The organism is Thiomicrorhabdus sp., assembly GCF_041583835.1.
In the GTDB taxonomy this organism is placed as follows: domain Bacteria; phylum Pseudomonadota; class Gammaproteobacteria; order Thiomicrospirales; family Thiomicrospiraceae; genus Thiomicrorhabdus.
Genome location: NZ_JBFHFC010000002.1, coordinates 1 through 17,726 on the forward strand (window position 1 = coordinate 1; position 17,726 = coordinate 17,726).

At 45.5% G+C, this 17,726-nt stretch carries 17 protein-coding genes and 1 pseudogene; 6 read left to right on the forward strand and 12 right to left on the reverse strand.

The window, feature by feature from the left end:
* Both ABY044_RS01180 and ABY044_RS01185 read right to left on the reverse strand, forming a co-directional pair.
* A pseudogene (locus tag ABY044_RS01180) lies at positions 1-296 on the reverse strand (hypothetical protein); the annotation flags it as partial.
* 109 nt (positions 297-405) lie between these two features.
* Positions 406-1,350 (reverse strand): HPP family protein, encoded by a 945-nt coding sequence (locus ABY044_RS01185; protein WP_373017301.1) that lies wholly within the window; start codon positions 1,348-1,350, stop codon positions 406-408.
* Between the two features lie 134 nt (positions 1,351-1,484).
* Between ABY044_RS01185 and ABY044_RS01190 the strand changes: the two genes are divergently transcribed.
* The 4 genes from ABY044_RS01190 to modC all read left to right on the forward strand — a co-directional run bounded on the left by ABY044_RS01190 (position 1,485) and on the right by modC (position 5,063).
* Positions 1,485-2,294, forward strand: coding sequence for a TOBE domain-containing protein (locus tag ABY044_RS01190; protein WP_373017303.1), 810 nt, complete (start codon positions 1,485-1,487; stop codon positions 2,292-2,294).
* A 93-nt stretch (positions 2,295-2,387) separates the two neighbouring features.
* Complete coding sequence (gene modA, locus ABY044_RS01195) at positions 2,388-3,149, forward strand: molybdate ABC transporter substrate-binding protein (protein WP_373017305.1); 762 nt, start codon at positions 2,388-2,390, stop codon at positions 3,147-3,149.
* Between the two features lie 126 nt (positions 3,150-3,275).
* Positions 3,276-3,971, forward strand: coding sequence for a molybdate ABC transporter permease subunit (modB, locus tag ABY044_RS01200; RefSeq protein ID WP_373017307.1), 696 nt, complete (start codon positions 3,276-3,278; stop codon positions 3,969-3,971).
* 3 nt (positions 3,972-3,974) lie between these two features.
* On the forward strand, positions 3,975-5,063 hold the full coding sequence (modC, locus tag ABY044_RS01205; protein ID WP_373017309.1) for a molybdenum ABC transporter ATP-binding protein: 1,089 nt from the start codon (positions 3,975-3,977) through the stop codon (positions 5,061-5,063).
* Positions 5,064-5,141: 78 nt separating this feature from the next.
* Here the strand turns inward: modC and mutM are convergent, their stop codons facing one another.
* Positions 5,142-5,990, reverse strand: a complete 849-nt coding sequence (mutM, locus tag ABY044_RS01210; RefSeq protein ID WP_373017311.1) for a bifunctional DNA-formamidopyrimidine glycosylase/DNA-(apurinic or apyrimidinic site) lyase — start codon at positions 5,988-5,990, stop codon at positions 5,142-5,144.
* Positions 5,991-6,159: 169 nt separating this feature from the next.
* Between mutM and ABY044_RS01215 the strand changes: the two genes are divergently transcribed.
* Together ABY044_RS01215 and ABY044_RS01220 are read left to right on the forward strand one after the other, a co-directional pair.
* A complete protein-coding gene (locus ABY044_RS01215) occupies positions 6,160-6,345 on the forward strand; it encodes a hypothetical protein (RefSeq protein WP_373017313.1) in 186 nt (61 codons plus the stop codon).
* A 231-nt stretch (positions 6,346-6,576) separates the two neighbouring features.
* Positions 6,577-9,186, forward strand: a complete 2,610-nt coding sequence (locus ABY044_RS01220) for a diguanylate cyclase (protein ID WP_373017315.1) — start codon at positions 6,577-6,579, stop codon at positions 9,184-9,186.
* A gap of 181 nt (positions 9,187-9,367) precedes the next feature.
* Here ABY044_RS01220 and ABY044_RS01225 read toward each other — a convergent pair whose 3' ends face one another.
* The 9 genes from ABY044_RS01225 to ABY044_RS01265 all read right to left on the reverse strand — a co-directional run bounded on the left by ABY044_RS01225 (position 9,368) and on the right by ABY044_RS01265 (position 17,576).
* Positions 9,368-10,900 (reverse strand): dynamin family protein, encoded by a 1,533-nt coding sequence (locus tag ABY044_RS01225; protein ID WP_373017317.1) that lies wholly within the window; start codon positions 10,898-10,900, stop codon positions 9,368-9,370.
* The gene (locus ABY044_RS01230; RefSeq protein ID WP_373017319.1) at positions 10,897-11,367 is read right to left on the reverse strand and encodes a hypothetical protein; all 471 of its coding nucleotides are present in this window, start codon (positions 11,365-11,367) and stop codon (positions 10,897-10,899) included. The genes ABY044_RS01225 and ABY044_RS01230 overlap by 4 nt, the downstream gene beginning before the upstream one ends.
* Positions 11,368-11,400: 33 nt before the next feature.
* Entirely contained in the window at positions 11,401-11,580 is a 180-nt protein-coding gene (locus ABY044_RS01235; RefSeq protein WP_373017321.1) for a hypothetical protein, read from the reverse strand.
* The gene (locus ABY044_RS01240; RefSeq protein WP_373017323.1) at positions 11,567-11,914 is read right to left on the reverse strand and encodes a hypothetical protein; all 348 of its coding nucleotides are present in this window, start codon (positions 11,912-11,914) and stop codon (positions 11,567-11,569) included. The genes ABY044_RS01235 and ABY044_RS01240 overlap by 14 nt, the downstream gene beginning before the upstream one ends.
* 301 nt (positions 11,915-12,215) lie before the next feature.
* Positions 12,216-12,368, reverse strand: a complete 153-nt coding sequence (gene rpmG, locus ABY044_RS01245) for a 50S ribosomal protein L33 (protein WP_028485767.1) — start codon at positions 12,366-12,368, stop codon at positions 12,216-12,218.
* A 10-nt stretch (positions 12,369-12,378) separates the two neighbouring features.
* Positions 12,379-12,615, reverse strand: coding sequence for a 50S ribosomal protein L28 (rpmB, locus tag ABY044_RS01250; protein ID WP_028485768.1), 237 nt, complete (start codon positions 12,613-12,615; stop codon positions 12,379-12,381).
* 216 nt (positions 12,616-12,831) lie between these two features.
* Complete coding sequence (locus ABY044_RS01255) at positions 12,832-14,559, reverse strand: hypothetical protein (RefSeq protein WP_373017325.1); 1,728 nt, start codon at positions 14,557-14,559, stop codon at positions 12,832-12,834.
* Between the two features lie 120 nt (positions 14,560-14,679).
* Complete coding sequence (locus ABY044_RS01260; RefSeq protein ID WP_373017327.1) at positions 14,680-16,560, reverse strand: alkaline phosphatase PhoX; 1,881 nt, start codon at positions 16,558-16,560, stop codon at positions 14,680-14,682.
* A 380-nt stretch (positions 16,561-16,940) separates the two neighbouring features.
* Positions 16,941-17,576: a DUF1461 domain-containing protein gene (locus ABY044_RS01265; protein WP_373017329.1), complete on the reverse strand. Its 636-nt coding sequence runs from the start codon at positions 17,574-17,576 to the stop codon at positions 16,941-16,943.
* Positions 17,577-17,726 lie beyond the last annotated feature (150 nt).

Consider the following 17,726-nt stretch of genomic DNA (forward strand, 5'->3'; position numbering starts at 1 on the left):
CGGTTATACCCCATATACATATTCACACCCGAAATATCCAATTCGATTTTATGAGCGGCCAGGTTTTTTAGGCTGACTTCGATTCCTAGAGGTTTAGCGATGGGAATCGGATGCGGGCTGATTTTCAGACTGACTTGGGCATCGCCGACGGTTGCAACACAGGTCTGGTGATGCAGGTCGCACTCTTTCATCAGCGGCCATTGGGTTATGTTTTCAGGCGTCGACTTTTCGCAACCGTTGAGGCTGAAAAGAACCAGCAGGCCGGCCAGTGCGTATGTCAGTTTTGTCATTTTCATGCTCAAATCATACTGTCTTTTAAATAGCCCCACAATACATTCTTAAGATGATGGTTGTGATCTTCAGCTTTTCGTCACGCTCGATTCAGGGTGTGACCGTGCTATTAAGTTATTCCGGCGAGTAGCGCTTCCAACTGCCGTTTTCTTCCATTACCCGGTATTTGGCCCAGCGGGCAAATTCGCTTCGTGTCATGCAGTCGCTGCGTTTGGCTTCCTGACCGGCAACCTGTTTGAAAATAACAAAATCTTTGGCTGGATCGTCGCTGACGGACTCGTCGATAATTCGGCGTACGCTCCAGTCTTTCCCCAGCTGACCGTTGCTGTAGAAGGCGCCCAGCTCGATATCGTCACTGAGTAAATGCGCTTTTGAAGCGCTTAGATTGGCGAGGTCGAAGATGCGTCTCAGGTCGTGTTCGTTAACGTCTACAAAAGAGTCCACTTGTTTCAAGGCTTGCAGAAAGTCTTCGTGGGAAATGCTTTCGTGCTCTATTTTGGGCGTGGGGACTTGCTGTTGTCTCTGTTGTAAAAATGCCGGATAACGACGCCAGTAGAACAGAGAGTTGAAGAGGATGGCAATGCCGAGAATGGCGAGAGCGTCGAGTAAAACCGGTGTGATCACGAATTCGTAACCCATAGCGTGAATGTTTTCGCCGCCGATGACGGCGTATAAAGCGGTTGCGCCGCCGGGCGGATGGACGCAGTTCAGATAATACATTACTGCAATACTCAAGCCGACGGCGCAGGCAGCCGCGATTAGAGGGTCGTCAATCCATAAAGCGCAGCTGACACCGACGATAGCCGATAATACATGGCCGCCCAATAGTGACCAGGGTTGGGAAAGCGGTCCCTTGGGAACGACAAACAGCAAGACGGCGGAAGCCCCCATGGAAGCGATAATGCCCCAACTTTCGGATAAACCGAGAAATGTCTGGGTGATGGTCAGAATCACAAATAAAGCGATAAAGCCGCCGACGGCGGAAATGATCTTTTCGCTGTGGCTGACCGGGCTGGGATTGATTCCTAAAAACTGTTTAGCGGTGTTAATCCATTTCATGGCATGAGGGCTTTGTTTGAGGCTTGGTTTCGATTTTCTGAAAATACCATGTTATGTAAGGTTAAACAATCACTATTGACTTCAGTTTAAGCCTCGTTATAATTCAATCGTTATGTACTTAAGGTAATATTGATTTGACACACTCGCATCCCGAACAACTTGTGCAGTCTTTTTTGATGGGCAGTAAGCAGACCCGTTCCGGTCAACGCCGTTTGTTATTGTTGAGCAAGATCGCTACTTTAGGATCGCTTTCGGCGGCGGCAAAAGCGTGTGGCATGAGCTATAAAGGCGCATGGCAGGCGATAGAGGCGATGAATCTGGCAGCGGGTGAAGAATTGGTTCGAGCGCAAAAAGGCGGTAGCGGCGGAGGCGGCATGGTGCTGACCGAAGCGGGCGAAGCCTTGGTGAGTGCCTATTTGCTGTTTAACGAACAGATGCAGCATTGGATGCGGGAGCTGGAAACGCTCTCCCCGGGCGTCTTGAGTCAGTTGGAAATTATGAGGAAGATTTCGATGAAAACCAGTGCACGTAATTTGTTTCACGGCAGCGTCACTTCGATTACCAAGGGGGCGGTCAACAGCGAAGTGGTTTTGTCGATCGGCGGAGACATGGACGTGGTGGCGCAGATTACCCCGGAAAGCGTCGAGCGCTTGGGGTTGGAAGTGGGTTCCGATGCGTATGCGTTGGTAAAAGCGAGCTGGGTTATCTTGACCGAAGAGTTGGAAGGCGGATTCAAGACCAGTGCGCGTAATCAGTTTTGCGGGCGGGTCAGTGCGGTTGAAAAAGGTGCCGTCAACAGCGACGTTACGATTGAGATGGAAGGCGGTCAGCAGGTTTCGGCGATTGTCACCAACCAGAGTCTGGAAAATCTGAAACTTGAAACCGGCAGTCGCTGCTGTGCGTTGTTCAAGGCCAGTCATGTATTGTTGGCTGTTGCGGATTAAGTGATTTGCCTGCGGGCAAAAATTTTTTGGCCATCGATATGTATGTAAGTTCATATGCGATGGCGTTTAATAAAGTTGAATGGAGAAAGAAATATGAAAAATGTCTTTAGAGCGTTGATGTTGGCGGGTGGTTTGTTGGTGACTTCGCAGGCGATTGCAGAAACGGCCAAGATCGCGGTGGCCGCCAACTTTACTAAAACCATTGAAGAGGTGGGGAAGGCATTTGAGAAAGAGACCGGACACCAGGTTAAGTTTTCGTTCGGTCCGACCGGTAAGTTGTATGCGCAAATTAAAAACGGTGCGCCGTTCGATGCTTTCTTTGGTGCCGACGAGCGCCGACCTAAGAAGACGATCGAGGATGGTATCGGATTGGCGGAGTCCTATTTTGTTTATGCGCAAGGGCAGATCGTACTGTACAGCGCCGACTATCCGGTGAAGGAGCAGCCGTTGGAAGTTTTAAAAGCGGCCGAGTTCAAACATTTGGCCGTGGCTAACCCGAAAACGGCGCCTTACGGTGAACGTGCCGTGGCCTATTTGAAGAGTAAAGGCTTGTATGACGGCGTGAAGTCCAAACTGGTCAACGGCGAGAGTATCGCGCATGCGTTTCAGTACGTTGCGACCCATAATGCGGAAATCGGTTTTGTCGCCATGTCTCAAGTGGTCGATCCGCAAAGTCCGGTTTATCAAAAAGGCGAGTATTGGGTGGTTCCGCAAGCCGATTACAAACCTATTAACCAAGGTGCCATCATTACCAAACGCGGTAAAGACAATGTCGCCGTTCAAGCGTTTATGAAGTTTATTAAAACCCCGAAGGCGATTGCGATTATCAAGAAATTTGGATACAACGTCAGTTAAAATTCGCTATTAAATTAATTGTGTATGATTGTGGTGTAAAAACGACCGGTTTGGTCGTTTTTTGTTTGAAAGCTTGGCGTATCCGTTATTGAAACGCGGGCTGAATCGCAGTCTTAGGAAGAGTCGATGCTAGAAATTTTCGGAACCGAAATCAATTTAGACCCTATCTGGTTAACCTTGGAGGTGGCTTTAATCACCACCTTGGTGTTGCTGGTGGTGGGAACGCCCTTAGCGTGGAGGATGGCTCAGATGCGTTCTTCCAATAAGGTGCTTCTGGAAGCATTGGTGGCTTTGCCGTTGGTGTTGCCGCCGACGGTACTCGGCTTTTACCTGTTGATCGTTTTCAATCCGACCGGGCCGGTGACCGAATTTTTGCGCTTTTTCGGCTTTGAAGGACAATTGACTTTCAGTAAGACCGGTCTGGTGATCGGTTCCGTCTTTTATTCGCTGCCGTTTGCCGTCCAGCCGTTGATGCATGCGTTTGAGGCGATTCCTCAACGCCTGTTGGATGCCGCCGCTACTTTGCGTGCCGGGGCATTGGATCGTTTCTTTTCGATTGTCGTGCCGTTGTCGCATCGTGGATTTTTAGTGGCGGCGACTCTGACGTTTGCTCATACCGTCGGCGAATTCGGCGTGGTATTGATGGTGGGCGGTAACATTCCGGGTGAAACCCGCATGGTTTCGATCGATATTTTCGATCATGTCGAAAGTCTGGAATACGATCAGGCGCATATTCTGTCGGCGATGATGTTGGTTTTTGCGTTACTGGTTTTGATGTTGGTTTACGGCCTCAATCGCCGTTTTGGCGTGAAGGTGGGTTAAGAGATGCAAAGCAAGCCGATGATGCAGGGAAATTTGACGCTGAAACTGGGCGAGTTCGAACTCGATAGCGGACATTTCAGTTTGGATTTGGAAGGGGTGACCGTGCTGTTCGGACGTTCGGGTAGCGGTAAAAGTACATTGCTGCGCGCAATCAGCGGTTTGGACAAACGCACCCGGGGAAGCTTAACGGTGAACGGCAAAGCGTGGCAGGAAGACAATCGTCGTCTAGTGCCGCAAGCACGTAATATCGGTTTCGTATTTCAGGATGCGGCGTTGTTTCCGCATATGACGGTGCGCCAGAATTTGAATTACGGAATGAAGCGTTTGCCTAAGAGCGTGGATAAATTGTCGGCCGATGATTTCAACGAAATCGTCAGTCGCGTCGGTATCGCAGATAAACTGGATCGAACCGTGACGTTTTTGTCCGGGGGAGAGCGTCAGCGTGTGGCGATTGCGAGAGCACTGCTGAGCCGTCCGGAAATCCTATGTATGGACGAACCGTTGTCGGCATTGGATTGGCGCGCCAAAGCGGAGATGCTGACCCTGATTGAAGAGGTTGTCGAAGCCTATCGGATTCCAGTGCTCTATATCACCCACGCACCGTCAGAAGTCGAACGCTTAGCCGATCGTATCGTGTTCATGAAAGATGGGCGCATCGAGTCGATTGAGTCATTGCAACAGGCCTTGTCCAGAGTCGATTCTCCATTGTTCGACGAGCAGGGCGCGGTGACGGTTTTGGAAGGCAAGGTTCTGCCTATCGAATCGGGGTTACGTCCGGTCGGTTTGGGGGAGGACACTTTATGGTTGTCGGACACGCACGATATTAATAAGTCGATGGTGCGGGTACGGGTTTTGGCGCGGGATGTGAGCTTGGCGCTTTCGGATCCGCAATCGTTGAGTATTGTGAATCATTTGCCGGCGAGGATAGTCGAATTGATCCCCGAAGGCGAGCATCGTGTATTGGTGCGCGTACAATTGAGGGACGGACAAAAATTGTTTGCCGAAGTGACCGCACAATCGACGCAACGTTTGGATTTGCATGTCGGTTTAGAGTTGTTTGTTCTGATCAAATCGGTGGTTCTCGCCGAATAATAGGATTCCCGCCGGTTTCCGTTGAAGCTTGATTGGCTAAACCGCCCGGATTATTTGGGCAAGAGGAGAGATCGATATTTATTTTTTAGATTGGCGTCGCTTGAGGGGCTGGCATTTTGGACAGAAGTAACTGGCGCGTTGGTTTAAAACGATTCGTTCGATTGGTGTGCCGCAAACCGGACAAGCCTGCTTGTCTCTGCCATAAACATTGAGTTTTTGCACGAAGTACCCCGGCTTACCATCTGCATTCAAAAAGTCTTTGAGGGTGGTGCCGCCTTGTTCGATAGCGGCGGTCAATACCGATTTAATATGGTTCGCCAACGTTTCGCACTGGGCTTTAGTCAACTGCTGCGCCGGCGTTTGAGGGTGAATTTTTGACAGAAACAGAGATTCGTTAGCGTAGATATTGCCCGCACCAACAACGATATGACTGTTCATAATAAAACTTTTCACCGCCACTTTTCGGTTGCGTGATTGATGGTACAGGTAAGTACCGTTGAACTCGTTTGAAAGTGGTTCCGGCCCAAGAGAGGCAAGGCGTTCGTGGGCGTCTAGTTCTCCATCCTTTGGATCGTGCCAGAGCACTGCGCCAAAGCGACGGGGATCATTCAAGCGTAATAAAAATCCGTTATCAAATTCGATATCGACATGGTCGTGTTTTTGAGTCTGGGTGCCGACAGGCAATACCCGCAGGTTGCCGGACATGCCTAAATGAACCAAAAGAGTGCCTTTTTCGGTTTTTAATAGCAGGTATTTACCGCGACGTCCTACTTCCAGAATAGACAAACCGGTTAATTTATGCGGGAGCGTTGCATCTACCGGCCAACGCAGATTAGGGTTGCGTATCACGACTTTGGTGATGGTTTGGCGGTCAATTTTAGGCTCAATGCCTCTTCGGGTGGTTTCGACTTCGGGTAGTTCTGGCATGGATATTTCTAGGTCGGTATTAAGTAAGTTTGGTTAAGTGGCTTATTGTAATGAAAATTTCACTGGATCAAGCCAAAAAAATGACTTTAATGGGTTTGCGTTTTTCGATGACGGATTTTTGATGACAGATTGTCAATGAATTAAGCAGTCCAAGCCCGAAGGGGGTGCAATGAAAACCTCTCAATACGATCTGGAGTATGACGGCGATTATTTTCTAATCAGCAAAGGTGGAGAAATTTTGGCCAGCTTTAAGTCCGTTGACGAGGCGTTTTCAGAGTTGCGCGGTCTTCAGGAAAATAAACCGCCGAGCGCGTCGGAACGCATCCCGCCCGCCATGAGGGTAAAAGAGGATTGACGGCAACCTTTAAAAATCTTGTTTATTTAACGTTCCAATAATTTAAGTACATGTTTTATTGAAAGCACATAATGTTTCGCATCTGTGAAAGATAAAAAATCCATTCCCTCTTTGTGACTTTTATTGTATGGTTTCTTATCTATACCTGTTTTATAAGCGATGATGAAATATTTCCGGTTCCATTCCTCTTTCCCTTTCTTATTTTGGGCTTTTCTAGCTTGTTGTTTGGTAATGCCAAAATTTGCTGTCGCAGAAGAAGATTCTCAATCATTACAACCCATTAGCTTGCAAGTAAACTGGAATCATCAATTTCAGTTTGCAGGGTATTATGCCGCCCTTAAGCAAGGATATTACAAGGAAGCCGGTTTAGATGTCACGATTGAGGGATGGCATCCGGGAATCAATGTGGTCGAGGAAGTGGTCTCCGGACGTGCGGACTTTGCCGTGGGCTACGGGACATTGGTTGTCGATTATGCCAAGGGAGAGCCGATTAGCTTGGTGATGGCCTCATTTCAGTTTTCTCCAATGGTATTGCTGTCACATTTTCCAATCACGGACCTGTCGGAATTGTCCGGTAAACGGATAATGCATTATGGCAATTTGCAGATTAACGGTTTAGTTGATAAAGCGAAGTCGTTGGTATCGACGCCGATAGAAATTTTGAAGTCATCGGGCGATCTTAATGACTTTATTACTCATAAAGTCGATCTTTATGCCGCTTATTTCACGAATGAACCTTACCGTTTGGAACAGTTGAACATTCCATATTACATTTTGGATCCCAAAACTTATGGCGTTCAGAGTTACGGGGACTTTTTGATTACCTCGCAAAGCAAAGCACAGCTACAGCCGGCCGTAGTGGAAAAGTTTAAACAGGCAACGATCAAAGGATGGAAATACGCGCTTGATCATCAGGCGGAGGTGGTGGATTACATCATGGCGAATTATCCGGTTCTTAAGTCCAGAGAAGCTTTATTGGCCGAAGCGAAGGCGACGACCCGGTATGTGAAGTCCGGTGATACGCCGATTGGAAAGGTCGAGACTGCAAAGTTGTTGGCCACGGCTGTGGGTGCTAAAGAAGCAGGCTTAATCACGCAAGAGCAGTTTGATAACATTGATATCAACCATTTTTTATTCGATCCGAATCGAGCAACCTTGACCTCGGAGGAAATCGAATATTTATCGCACCATCCCGTCATTAAACTCGCGAACGACACGCATTGGGAACCCTTTGAATTTATTGACGATCAAGGCGTAAATCGAGGAATTGCAGCAGAGTATTTGAAGTTATTCGAAAAGAAGTTCGGTTTGAAGTTTGAACCTGTAACGGATAAATCCTGGTCGGAAGTCGTGGATATGGCTCAACGTGGGGAATTGGATATGTACGCTTGTGCTGTTCCGACCGAAGATCGCCAAGCTTATATGAATTTCACAAAGCCCTTTTTGTCGTTTCCGATGGTTTTAGCGGCAAAGAACGGGATGACTTTTATTGATGAATACTCGCAATTGAATGGCTTGTCGGTGGCCGTGGTTAAGGGATATTGGAGTCAGGAGTATTTGCAAAAAAATTACCCTAAAATCCATGTTTTATTGGTGGATTCGGTTAAGGAAGGCCTCGATGCCGTGATGGATGGTCGCGTGATTGCCTATACGGGAAATCTTGCCGCAATCAATTATGCAATTCGAAAATACGGTTTTGAAGGTATGAGAATTGTCGGTCAATTCGATCAGCGTTTTGAATTGGCGATGGGAGTTAGAAAAGACAATCCGTTATTATTCAGTATTATTCAAAAAGCCCTCGATTCGGTGACCGAACAAGAGCGCCGCGCAATTTTTGATCATTGGATCAAGTTGGAAGTGGTGAAGAAAATGGATTCTCGGCAGATGATGGAAATCGGGATTCCGTTGTTAGTGGTGTTTGTGATTCTAATCTCTTTAGTCTTGTTTTACGCGTATCAGAAAAGACGACAGAAAGAGTATATCCACCAGATCCATGAATTGTCTTTTGCGACAGAAATCGACATTAAGACTAAAAAGATTATTTATTCGAGCGACTCTTTTGCAAAGTTAAGTGGTTATTCACGGGAAGAGTTGGTCGGTATGAGTTATTTGAATCTAGCTCGAGATTCTATGTCCGATGAAGCTAAGAATAGGATTTTTCAGCTGTTGTTGAAAGGCAAAGAGTGGAAGGGTGAGATGCAAGGGCGTACTCGTTTAGGAGGGGCTTACTGGGTGGATTTAACGTTGACGCCGATTAAAGACATATTTGGAAACGTGAAGCGGGTCATGGCAACCCGAATTAATATCACCGACAAGAAACGTATCGAACAGTTGTCGATTGTCGATGATTTGACCGGATTGTATAACCGGCGTTATTTTAATCAAATTCTAGAGAGAGAGTTGACTCGAGCTCGGCGCGAGAAAATGCCCTTGTCGTTAGTGATGTTCGATATCGATTATTTTAAGTCAATCAACGATGCTTTCGGGCACCAACGGGGCGATGAAGTCTTAAAAGAAGTTACATCCGTGATTAAGGATTCCTTTTCACGTGGAGATGATTTCGTTTTCCGTGTTGGCGGCGAGGAATTCATGGCGGTGGCCTATCTTGAATCCTATTCACTGCTTCAGACGCATTTACAAAAAATCTGTGACGAGGTTGCCGCGTTGTCGATAGAAAACCCGGCGTCTCCTTACCGAGTGGTCACGATATCGATCGGTGCGATTTTTATCGAAAGTCAGGAGTTGACCGATAGTTCTACGGTTTTAAATAAAGTGGATAAGTTGCTTTATGAAGCCAAGTCACAAGGCCGAAACCGGGTGGTTGTAGAACAAAAAGATTAGAGGTCTCCTTTACCCAATTTTTTAGGGGATTTGAGGAGGTGTTAAGTTAAAGGTCTGGATTAAGCTAAAGGAACCGGAGTTGCCGTGGCTTAATTTCCGGTCGTTGGGTTCTGCATTGCTGAACTGCGCCGACAGTTTCAGCAATTTCCGCAATGCAAAACGTTGTGTTGTCGCGATTCAGTTAGCGGTTGCTTCCGCTGTTATCAATTTGTTCGAATACTTTTGCTTCGGCCTTGGAAAGGTTTTCAATATCTTCTTCCGGGGTTTCCTGATTTTCATCTGGCTCCTGAGAGATCTCCGTCTTATTTGAAGAGTGACTTATACTTTGGCCGGACGGATTTGCAAATTGGTCGGTCAGGCTTTGTATGGCTTGTTTGCTGGATTGCACAATGGATACCAGTCGTTTTTGGTTACGTCTTCCCCAGCCCCTGACGTGTTGACTGAACATGCCGCGCCAAAAGCGGTTGTTGTAGCGCAAAGCATTGGCGATATCGGGCTGTTCGGTTTCAAGTTTACGGGCATCGTAATGGCAGAACTTATTGCGTAAAAAGTAGTGAATGCCGAACACGATGGCTAATAGGATTCCGCTGATGATTGCTCCGTGCTGCCAGTCGTTGCTCAACCATTCATTGAATGAGGTTAAGTTGTCATGATTTGACCAGTAGAGCCAATCCAATCCAAACAGGAATGCACCGATGATAATGATATCGGTCAATATCACTTTTTTTCGCCAACGTTTGATGGCGGTTTCGATTTGAGGAATTTTTTGATCGCGGATTTCGTTCGCAAGGGTTTCCGCCATGTGGGTTATACGGTAGGCACGCTCGATACTGACTTTATTCATACGGTCGAGAATCCGTTCTAAGTCCATGTCTTTTTTGCGTTTGAAACGTTCCGCCAAGCTGCTATCCGCAATCGGAACCGCTAATTTTTCGTTGTAGATTGTATAGAAGTTACCGCTGATTAAACCCTGTTGCGATAAAGCGCGCTGCCAGGCGCTAATGACTTCTTCGGGGTTGTCTTCTTGCGCCGCCGTATCAATCTGGTTAAGGATGTAGAGGATTTTGTCGCCATCTTTCCGGTTAAGGTGTGTTTTGACCAGATGATGCAAGGTGTCTCGCATGGCACCCGGTTCGGGGTGTCGCGCATCGAAAAAGACCAGTACCAGATCCGACATGTCGATAATGTGGTCGGTGAGTTTTAAGGTTGAATCACGCTGGGCATCTGCATCGAAGCCGGGTGAATCGATAAGGATTTTTCCTTTTAGAATCTCTTCCGGTACGGTTTTTAGTTGCAAGTAATGATCGATTTTATTGCCTTCGCCTTGATCAACCTTGTCGATTTCTTCGGCAATACCAAAAAAAGGAAAGCGCGGATCGGCATCCAATGCGAGTCCTGGCAGGGTATGCACTTCATCACCGTTCCCGAAACAAATTACAGTGAACTTTTCGTCGACCGCTTGATTGCCGGAAGTTTGTACATTGTTATTTGTGTATTGATTGATAAATGAGGATTTTCCGGCCGAAAACGTTCCGAGAATGGAAATGAGCGGCCACCAGGAAATTTGCGATGCATAGGTTTCATCCTTCGTCAGTAGCCCGGCTTTATAGCCAATGATATCGAGTTCTTTATAGTTTTTGATTACGTTCAGGAGCAATGGGTTTTCTTCACTCAGATGCTGCTCAAGCTTTTTATATCGATCTTGCGGTTTCATTTGTTGTTCCCCTCATTGATGCGCATTTGGTTTGCTGGCGGAATGACGTATGGCGGCGCCGGCGCATATTGTTGTCGATTGTTTGAAGGCATGGCGGACCACGGCATGAACGAATTGATACTGCTCATAGGGGCAGAGATGTTGCCGTTTAATTCCGATAAATTGGCGCTCATATTGTTGGTCGAATACCCCATAAAGTACACCGCTTCATGAATTCCGTGTAGTGTCTGATTCATATCGGTCAGGTTTTTGTTGATGTCGTTCATGGCCTTGTTCGCTTTGATAAACTCCCCGTTCATGCTGTTGAGGTGCCCATTGATATTGGTCATATGAGAGTCCATTGAAATCAAGCGCGCTTCAATACAGTTCATTTTTTGATTCATGGTGTTGGTCATGGTGGCGACGGCTCGGGTCATAGTTAACATGTTATCCGAAATCTGGCTCATATTACGAGAGACATTGTTCATGTCTTTGGAGATATTCAGAATTAGATAGAATCCTTACACGGCCAGCAGTATGAAAGCGATCATCATCGGATAGAGTACACGCTCCCATTTGCGAATCCCGTGAGTCATCGCCTTTAATAGGTCGGCGATATCTTTCTGGGTATCAATATTTAAATCAACTTGTTGGGATTTTGGATCGACCGTATAAATGCAAGGTAGGCTACCTCGCTGCACAATCGCCGAGGCAGGCACGATCGGGAAGGATTGCTGTTGAGAAGATGCGTTGAGTACCGAAACATCGGCGGTACATGCCTGGCGCTGCGGGCGTGCCGATCGGCAGGTCGAATTTTACGGTAACCGTATGTTGTTGATTGTTGGCTGCCGGGAATATCTGGGCAACTCCCACTTTAATCGGCATTTTGTTTGCTAATCGAGCGTCGAAAATATCACCTTTGCTGATGCCCATCATTAAATTGACCGGAACATTGACGGCAATGCTTAAATGATTGCTTTTGGCAAAGGTGATTAAAGGCTGTCCAACCTGAACGGTATCGCCTGCTTCGACCATTTTTTGACAATCACACCATCAAATTGAGCGGTGGATAAGGAAGGATTGTTAATGGCGATTAACTCATTTTGAATGTTTTAAATTATCAAATAGTGTGGTTTTTTTGATTTGGAAGCGATGGAGTAAGGCGTAGGGTTGAAAATTGACGAAGAAGGAGGGGGTAGGTTCGATAGAATTGTCGAGTTGATACTTTTTCTGGAAGAGGTGAGTTTAAGGGCGTGAAGAGAATTTTGGTGGGGATCCGGGCATAAAAAAACCCGATCTTTTGAATCGGGTTTGATCAGCCAAACTTGGATAAAGTTTATTTGATTTTTGCTTCTTTGAACAAGACGTGTTTACGAACGACTGGATCGTATTTCTTGATTTCAAATTTACCAGCCATGTTCTTCTTGTTTTTATCCGTAGTATAAAAATAAGCAGACTCAGTTGACTGTAGTTTAATCTTATCGCGCATGGCAGTCTCCTTAGACCTTCTCACCACGTGAACGCATTTCCGCGATCACAGAGTCAATACCGTTTTTGTCGATAATACGCATACCTGATGTAGATACGCGTAGTTTTACAAAACGGCTCTCAGCTTCAGACCAAAAACGATGCGTTTGCAAGTTTGGCAAGAAGCGACGACGTGTTTTACGGTGAGAGTGAGAAACATTGTTACCGACCGCAGGACGTTTTCCTGTCACTTGGCATACTCTAGACATTTCACAATCCCTCTAAATGTTGGAGCTTTGAAAGGGCTTCCACCTATTTGGTGACGCCTTCCAAACCTTCGTTTTTTGTAAATAAAAATATTCGAATATTTCTATACTTAGCGCTGACTCAAACAGCGAAAAATAAGAAAGCGGGATTATGCATGAATCCTTGTCGAATTGCAAGCCCTATCGCGTTGAATTTTAAGCGTGATTTCGAAAGACGGCTTAGTTATGAATGACGGGCTCCTTGACGCCTGTCATTTCGCCTTCCGGTACGATATCCCAGCTGGTTGTTATCGGTTTGACGTGCGCATCGCGGCCATAAATATAACTCTGTTCGTCTACGATCACTTTATAGGCTTTATTGAGTAGCATTGCACGTTCAGCCGATGGGAGTAATAGTTCGCCGATATCTTCGTGGAGTTTGTCTATTTCCTCTTGTTTGATAGCGCCGTCGCTCGACCAGAATTTTGCTATGACTTCATCGTTGTTACGGAATTCGTTGGCAGAGTTGTTATTCAATAAATATTCGGTGTATTGGTAAGCGCCATCTTTGAATTTCGGCTCTTTAAGCCCCGCTAAACCTTTCTGCGTCCAGTGATACCAGCCTTGCTGATAATGAGTGGTATCTAATTTACGCTGGAAAGCGAAACTGGAATCGACAGTGATGCCAATACCTGAGTGACAGCCAATACAATTAAGCGTCTCTTCATAATTTTGTGGACGAAGCTTCCCTTCGGCATTTTCAATGAAGCCTTGGTAGACCCAGCCAACGCCATTAGAAAGACCGATTTCCGCATCGCCTTTAATCTTTCTCAAGCGATCGGGGAAATCATGGACTTCTTTGATTTCCGATAAGGTGGCATTTTTTAGCTGGAAGTAAGTATTCCAAAACTGCTTCTTACCATAGCGCAATTCTTTCAGCCTAGGCGATAAAGTCACTTGTCCCTTTTCATCTAAAGCTAAGTAGCGTACTGAGTGTAAAAATTCGGTGCCTTCAGGGTAAAGCCCGGCAGCCAGGTGTAACTTTGCTTCATCCTGCAAAGTTTTTGCCTTGCCGACATAGTGCATATAACGCTTTTGTAAAGGCGCCCAGTCATACACTATCTCGGTCGCCATATCCAACTGACCATTTTTATTTAAGTCGACACCGTAGAGTTTTTCATCCGTTTCAGGAATGACAATATTTTTACGCTGGATCATTGCCGATACGATGGATAGGTTCAGGTGATAAACCGCTCGACTGTAATTACCTTGCTGGTCTTGACGCATCGCTTCAGGAAGACGGATTAATACATCGTCCGTACTGCCGTTGGTAGGCCAAAAGGTTCCTAGGAAAGGCGAATAAGAAAAAGCTCTCCAACCGGTGTCTTTTCCGGATGGGTCGCGATCATAGCCTTCATTGTCAAAGTTATAGTAGCAATCCGGAGTATAGCCATCCCATATCCCGTTGCCGTCAAAATCCCACTCTTTCGGTAAATCGTGTAGGCGTTCCGCCAATTCAATTTTGCCTTCCTCGGTGAAATAGTTCGTTTGATTCACATATTGTGAAATTGCATCATCGGAGATTTTACCAACCGCTTCGGATTGATCTTTAAATAGGTTTGTCCAAGGGTTTTTGCGAGTGGTTGACCTAAAGTCCGCAATCAATTGAAACTCACTGTCATCAATATAATTAGGTTCCTGTCCAACGGTATGGCAACTAAAGCAAGGGTTGTTTACTTTGTCGTCGATCTTGGTCTTCGTATAGCATTGGCTTGGAATGTAAGCATAAGGGTTGTGTTTAATCTCATTCGATTTCAGGCTGATTCCCAAATCATTTTCAGTCGCTACATTCTTGATTGAATCTTCATTGGTTGAAGTATCTTTAGAACTTTTGTTCTCACTTTGGCAGGACGTTGTCGCTAAAACAGTCGCCAATGCCAATCCGGAAAATAGATACATTTTTTTCATTTAAAAACCCTACATATTCATAATACTTTTAAATTAACTCACTGAGTCAATTCGTTAACTTAAAAATACGATTTAAAAAAAGGCGCACAAGGCGCCTTTTTTAGTTCACAGAACCAGTGATTACTTCAATTTGCTGAAATCAAATGGTCCAACTACACCAACTTCAGACTTAACTTCAACGCCAGCTGGGCGAACATAAGAGCCTGAAACTTCACCGAATGGGTGCTGTGCAGTGTTTGTTAGATAACCAAAACCATTGATATCTTTGTACCAGTAAGAGTTAGTCATTTCAGAACCATAAGGTCCAGTTGCAATACGCTGCAGCTTGCCTGTGTTTAGATCGTAAGACCAAACCATATCGTTAGGATGCTTAGAAGTATCTTCACCGATAACAAGTGTGTTAGTTCCTTCTAGGAAAGTCGCATTGTCAGGTTCAGCAAGTGAAGATACATCACAAGTGTTACCTTCAAGCGCAGTGCCAGTGTAGGTAGTAGGGATACCGGCGATCAAACCTTTCATGCTGTAAGCAACATAGTTAGATCCAACTGTTTCGTTATACGCGACATCTAGTGCGTAAACGGCACCACAAGTGTTTTCAGACAATTGGATATCATCGTTACCACCAAGGTCATACGAAGAACCAGCCGTCATACCACGGTAAATTCTAGACATAACAACATAAAGTTGATTGTCTTTTGCATTGAAAGTTACACCTTCTTTTTTGCTGAATTCAGACGTTGCACCAAGGATAGCACCCATACGACGTGATTCTAGACGACCAGCCAAAGCGATATCTGAATCGTTAACAGCAGTATCACCGTTCACATCTTTAAGTTTCAAACACTCATTGCCCGCAGCCGTGTTCACGTTTTTGAAGCCTGTAGTTAGACCGTCACCAGGCGTAGGACAAGTACCGTCAACATTAGGAGCTTCTGTGTCGAAGATTTCAGCAAACGTGATAGCATCTGTTGCCGTATTCATGTTGTTGTCTTTGTTTAACAAAGCTTCGATGTCAGCATTGCTTGCATGACCTAGGCTGATCCAACTTAGCGTTGCAGAACCTGCGTTATCTGCAGAAACCTGGTGCCATTTAGCCGCGTATAGAGTACCGGCAGAAAGGTCTTGAGCTGTATCCGCTACAAACATGAACAACGTACCGTTGTTACCGTCATCTGTTAGGTAAACTGTTTTTTCGTCAGGCATTACATAAGCTAGCTCGTGCGCGAAACGGCCCATTGAATAATGCTTGGTGAATTCAGGATTGCCGTCTGCGTCGATTTTAACTTCAGGCGTCCAACCATAGTAGTAAGGGCTGTATTTAGTTGCATCACCACCCCAATAAGAATCGATAGTTGATAGAGGGTAACCTGAGGTAGTTACGTTCGCTCTTGCATCTGGTTCATATTCTTCAGAACCGATATGTGACTGCCAAGGAGAAGCCATACCTGCACAGTGAACCCAGCCACCGAAACCAGATTTTTGGCTAACAAATTGTAAAGTATTAGGCGTAGCAGACAAAGCACCAGTCGTTGCATCCTGAGTGACTTCGTTCATGTACATAGCACCTGGCGCACACTCAAATTGTGAAACCATGTAGGTTTTACCATTTTTTTGTAGCAATGAAACGTGGTCTAGACCTGAACCGACACCTTCATCAGTACCGTTACATAGGTAATCAGAGTTATCAGCTGCTTTAGCAACTTGGTCTAGGTAATCTTTAACAATACCGAAAGTTTCGCCGTTATCAACATCACCGGTTTTCATCAATGTGGTGTAAGAAATAGACTGGCTCTCACCCGCAATAGTGACTTCGGTAGAAGTGCGGATAGTGTTTTTTTCAGCTTCGGTAATAGCTGGTGTTACTTCAGTAAAGTCTAGTTGTGTAGCGTAGATTTGACCATCTGCACCAGTAGAACCGTCTTCACCGGCACAGCCGGCTAAGTTTAATGCGGCAGCGGCTAAGGCCGCAGACATTGCAATGTTTAAAGTTTTAAGTTTCATCTTAAAGTCTTCCTTAATGTTGAATTAGCCAAGAGTTGAATTGGTAGGCAAATCATAAAGAAACTTTATTACAGGTAAATTTAATTCTATTGTCAGTTTGGTTACGTCAATTTGACGTCAATTTGACAAACTTTACCTTGGTTTTTTAGTGGTTATTTCTTTTAAGTACGGGAGGAGAAAAACGTCTGTCAATCAATCTCATTTAATTCAAATGCAGATGTAAAAAAATTTCCAATGGTTGAGTGCCGAAAGGCATAATTTGGTCTGTATTTTATGTGCGTATGTGTATTGTGGTCGGGAGGGGCGAAGTGTTGGTCGGGTCAAGGTAAACGGATTTTTGTATGACAAATAGATGAAATAATTCGTGGCGAAATGGCCTTTTAAAGAGTTTTATGACGGTTAAATAATTTAATTACCAGGAAAAATAAAATCAGCCCGACTAAAAGTAAGCTGGCTGAAATATAGGCAAAAAGATCCGGGGCTTTCATCATCGTGCTCATCAAAGAGTCTTGATAATAAAAGAACCAGTGGTGTTCGGCGGGAAATACCCAAATGTGCAATTGGTAAAAAACCTTTTTGGCACCGAATACGGCAAGGGTTCCCGCCAGCAGAAGCAGTCCGATGGCAATGTTGCCCCAGACGGCCTTTGTGGTCGGAAAGGATTGTTTCATCATTAAAAGATATGTCGTCAGCGCCGCCCACAGTATTAACAGTGCCCAGCCAAGTTGTTTGAGAAAGTCGATCAGCAAGGCGACGTCGGTTAAATGTTCGATTTCGGCTTTATGTAATAACGGAATTTGAACGGGTTGGGTTGGGTGAGGATAGCTGAGTTCTTTCAGGCCTTGCCCGTGATTGTGAATTGCTTCGACAATGCCTGCGAATAATTGTTTTCTGGTTTTGTCGTCCGTGGTTTCAAAATGGTGACGGAAACGATTTTGCGGCGCATATTGATCAATGTGTTCGCCAATGCCGGCATAATCGTACCAAACACCGTATAGAAAATCGGCTTTCGTCATTATCATCCAGCTTGCATAGAGCGTCAAAATAAACGTTAGCCAAACCCATAGGAAAGAACGTAAATATGTTAAAGGGCCATTTGAATTGAGGTTGAAGAGGCTGGCTTGCTTGCGAAATAGATTGCGATGACGGGATTGCATGATGTTTTA

What these genes read in the sequence shown, in the direction of transcription:
- rpmG (WP_028485767.1), bottom strand. Translation starts at nt 12,368, where the DNA reads ATGCGCGATAAGATTAAACTACAGTCAACTGAGTCTGCTTATTTTTAT.
- ABY044_RS01265 (WP_373017329.1), bottom strand. Translation starts at nt 17,576, where the DNA reads ATGACGAAAGCCGATTTTCTATACGGTGTTTGGTACGATTATGCCGGC.
- modA (WP_373017305.1), top strand. Translation starts at nt 2,388, where the DNA reads ATGAAAAATGTCTTTAGAGCGTTGATGTTGGCGGGTGGTTTGTTGGTG.
- ABY044_RS01225 (WP_373017317.1), bottom strand. Translation starts at nt 10,900, where the DNA reads ATGAAACCGCAAGATCGATATAAAAAGCTTGAGCAGCATCTGAGTGAA.
- modC (WP_373017309.1), top strand. Translation starts at nt 3,975, where the DNA reads ATGCAAAGCAAGCCGATGATGCAGGGAAATTTGACGCTGAAACTGGGC.
- ABY044_RS01240 (WP_373017323.1), bottom strand. Translation starts at nt 11,914, where the DNA reads ATGGTCGAAGCAGGCGATACCGTTCAGGTTGGACAGCCTTTAATCACC.
- ABY044_RS01185 (WP_373017301.1), bottom strand. Translation starts at nt 1,350, where the DNA reads ATGAAATGGATTAACACCGCTAAACAGTTTTTAGGAATCAATCCCAGC.
- mutM (WP_373017311.1), bottom strand. Translation starts at nt 5,990, where the DNA reads ATGCCAGAACTACCCGAAGTCGAAACCACCCGAAGAGGCATTGAGCCT.
- rpmB (WP_028485768.1), bottom strand. Translation starts at nt 12,615, where the DNA reads ATGTCTAGAGTATGCCAAGTGACAGGAAAACGTCCTGCGGTCGGTAAC.
- modB (WP_373017307.1), top strand. Translation starts at nt 3,276, where the DNA reads ATGCTAGAAATTTTCGGAACCGAAATCAATTTAGACCCTATCTGGTTA.
- ABY044_RS01260 (WP_373017327.1), bottom strand. Translation starts at nt 16,560, where the DNA reads ATGAAACTTAAAACTTTAAACATTGCAATGTCTGCGGCCTTAGCCGCT.
- ABY044_RS01230 (WP_373017319.1), bottom strand. Translation starts at nt 11,367, where the DNA reads ATGAACAATGTCTCTCGTAATATGAGCCAGATTTCGGATAACATGTTA.
- ABY044_RS01220 (WP_373017315.1), top strand. Translation starts at nt 6,577, where the DNA reads ATGCCAAAATTTGCTGTCGCAGAAGAAGATTCTCAATCATTACAACCC.
- ABY044_RS01215 (WP_373017313.1), top strand. Translation starts at nt 6,160, where the DNA reads ATGAAAACCTCTCAATACGATCTGGAGTATGACGGCGATTATTTTCTA.
- ABY044_RS01255 (WP_373017325.1), bottom strand. Translation starts at nt 14,559, where the DNA reads ATGAAAAAAATGTATCTATTTTCCGGATTGGCATTGGCGACTGTTTTA.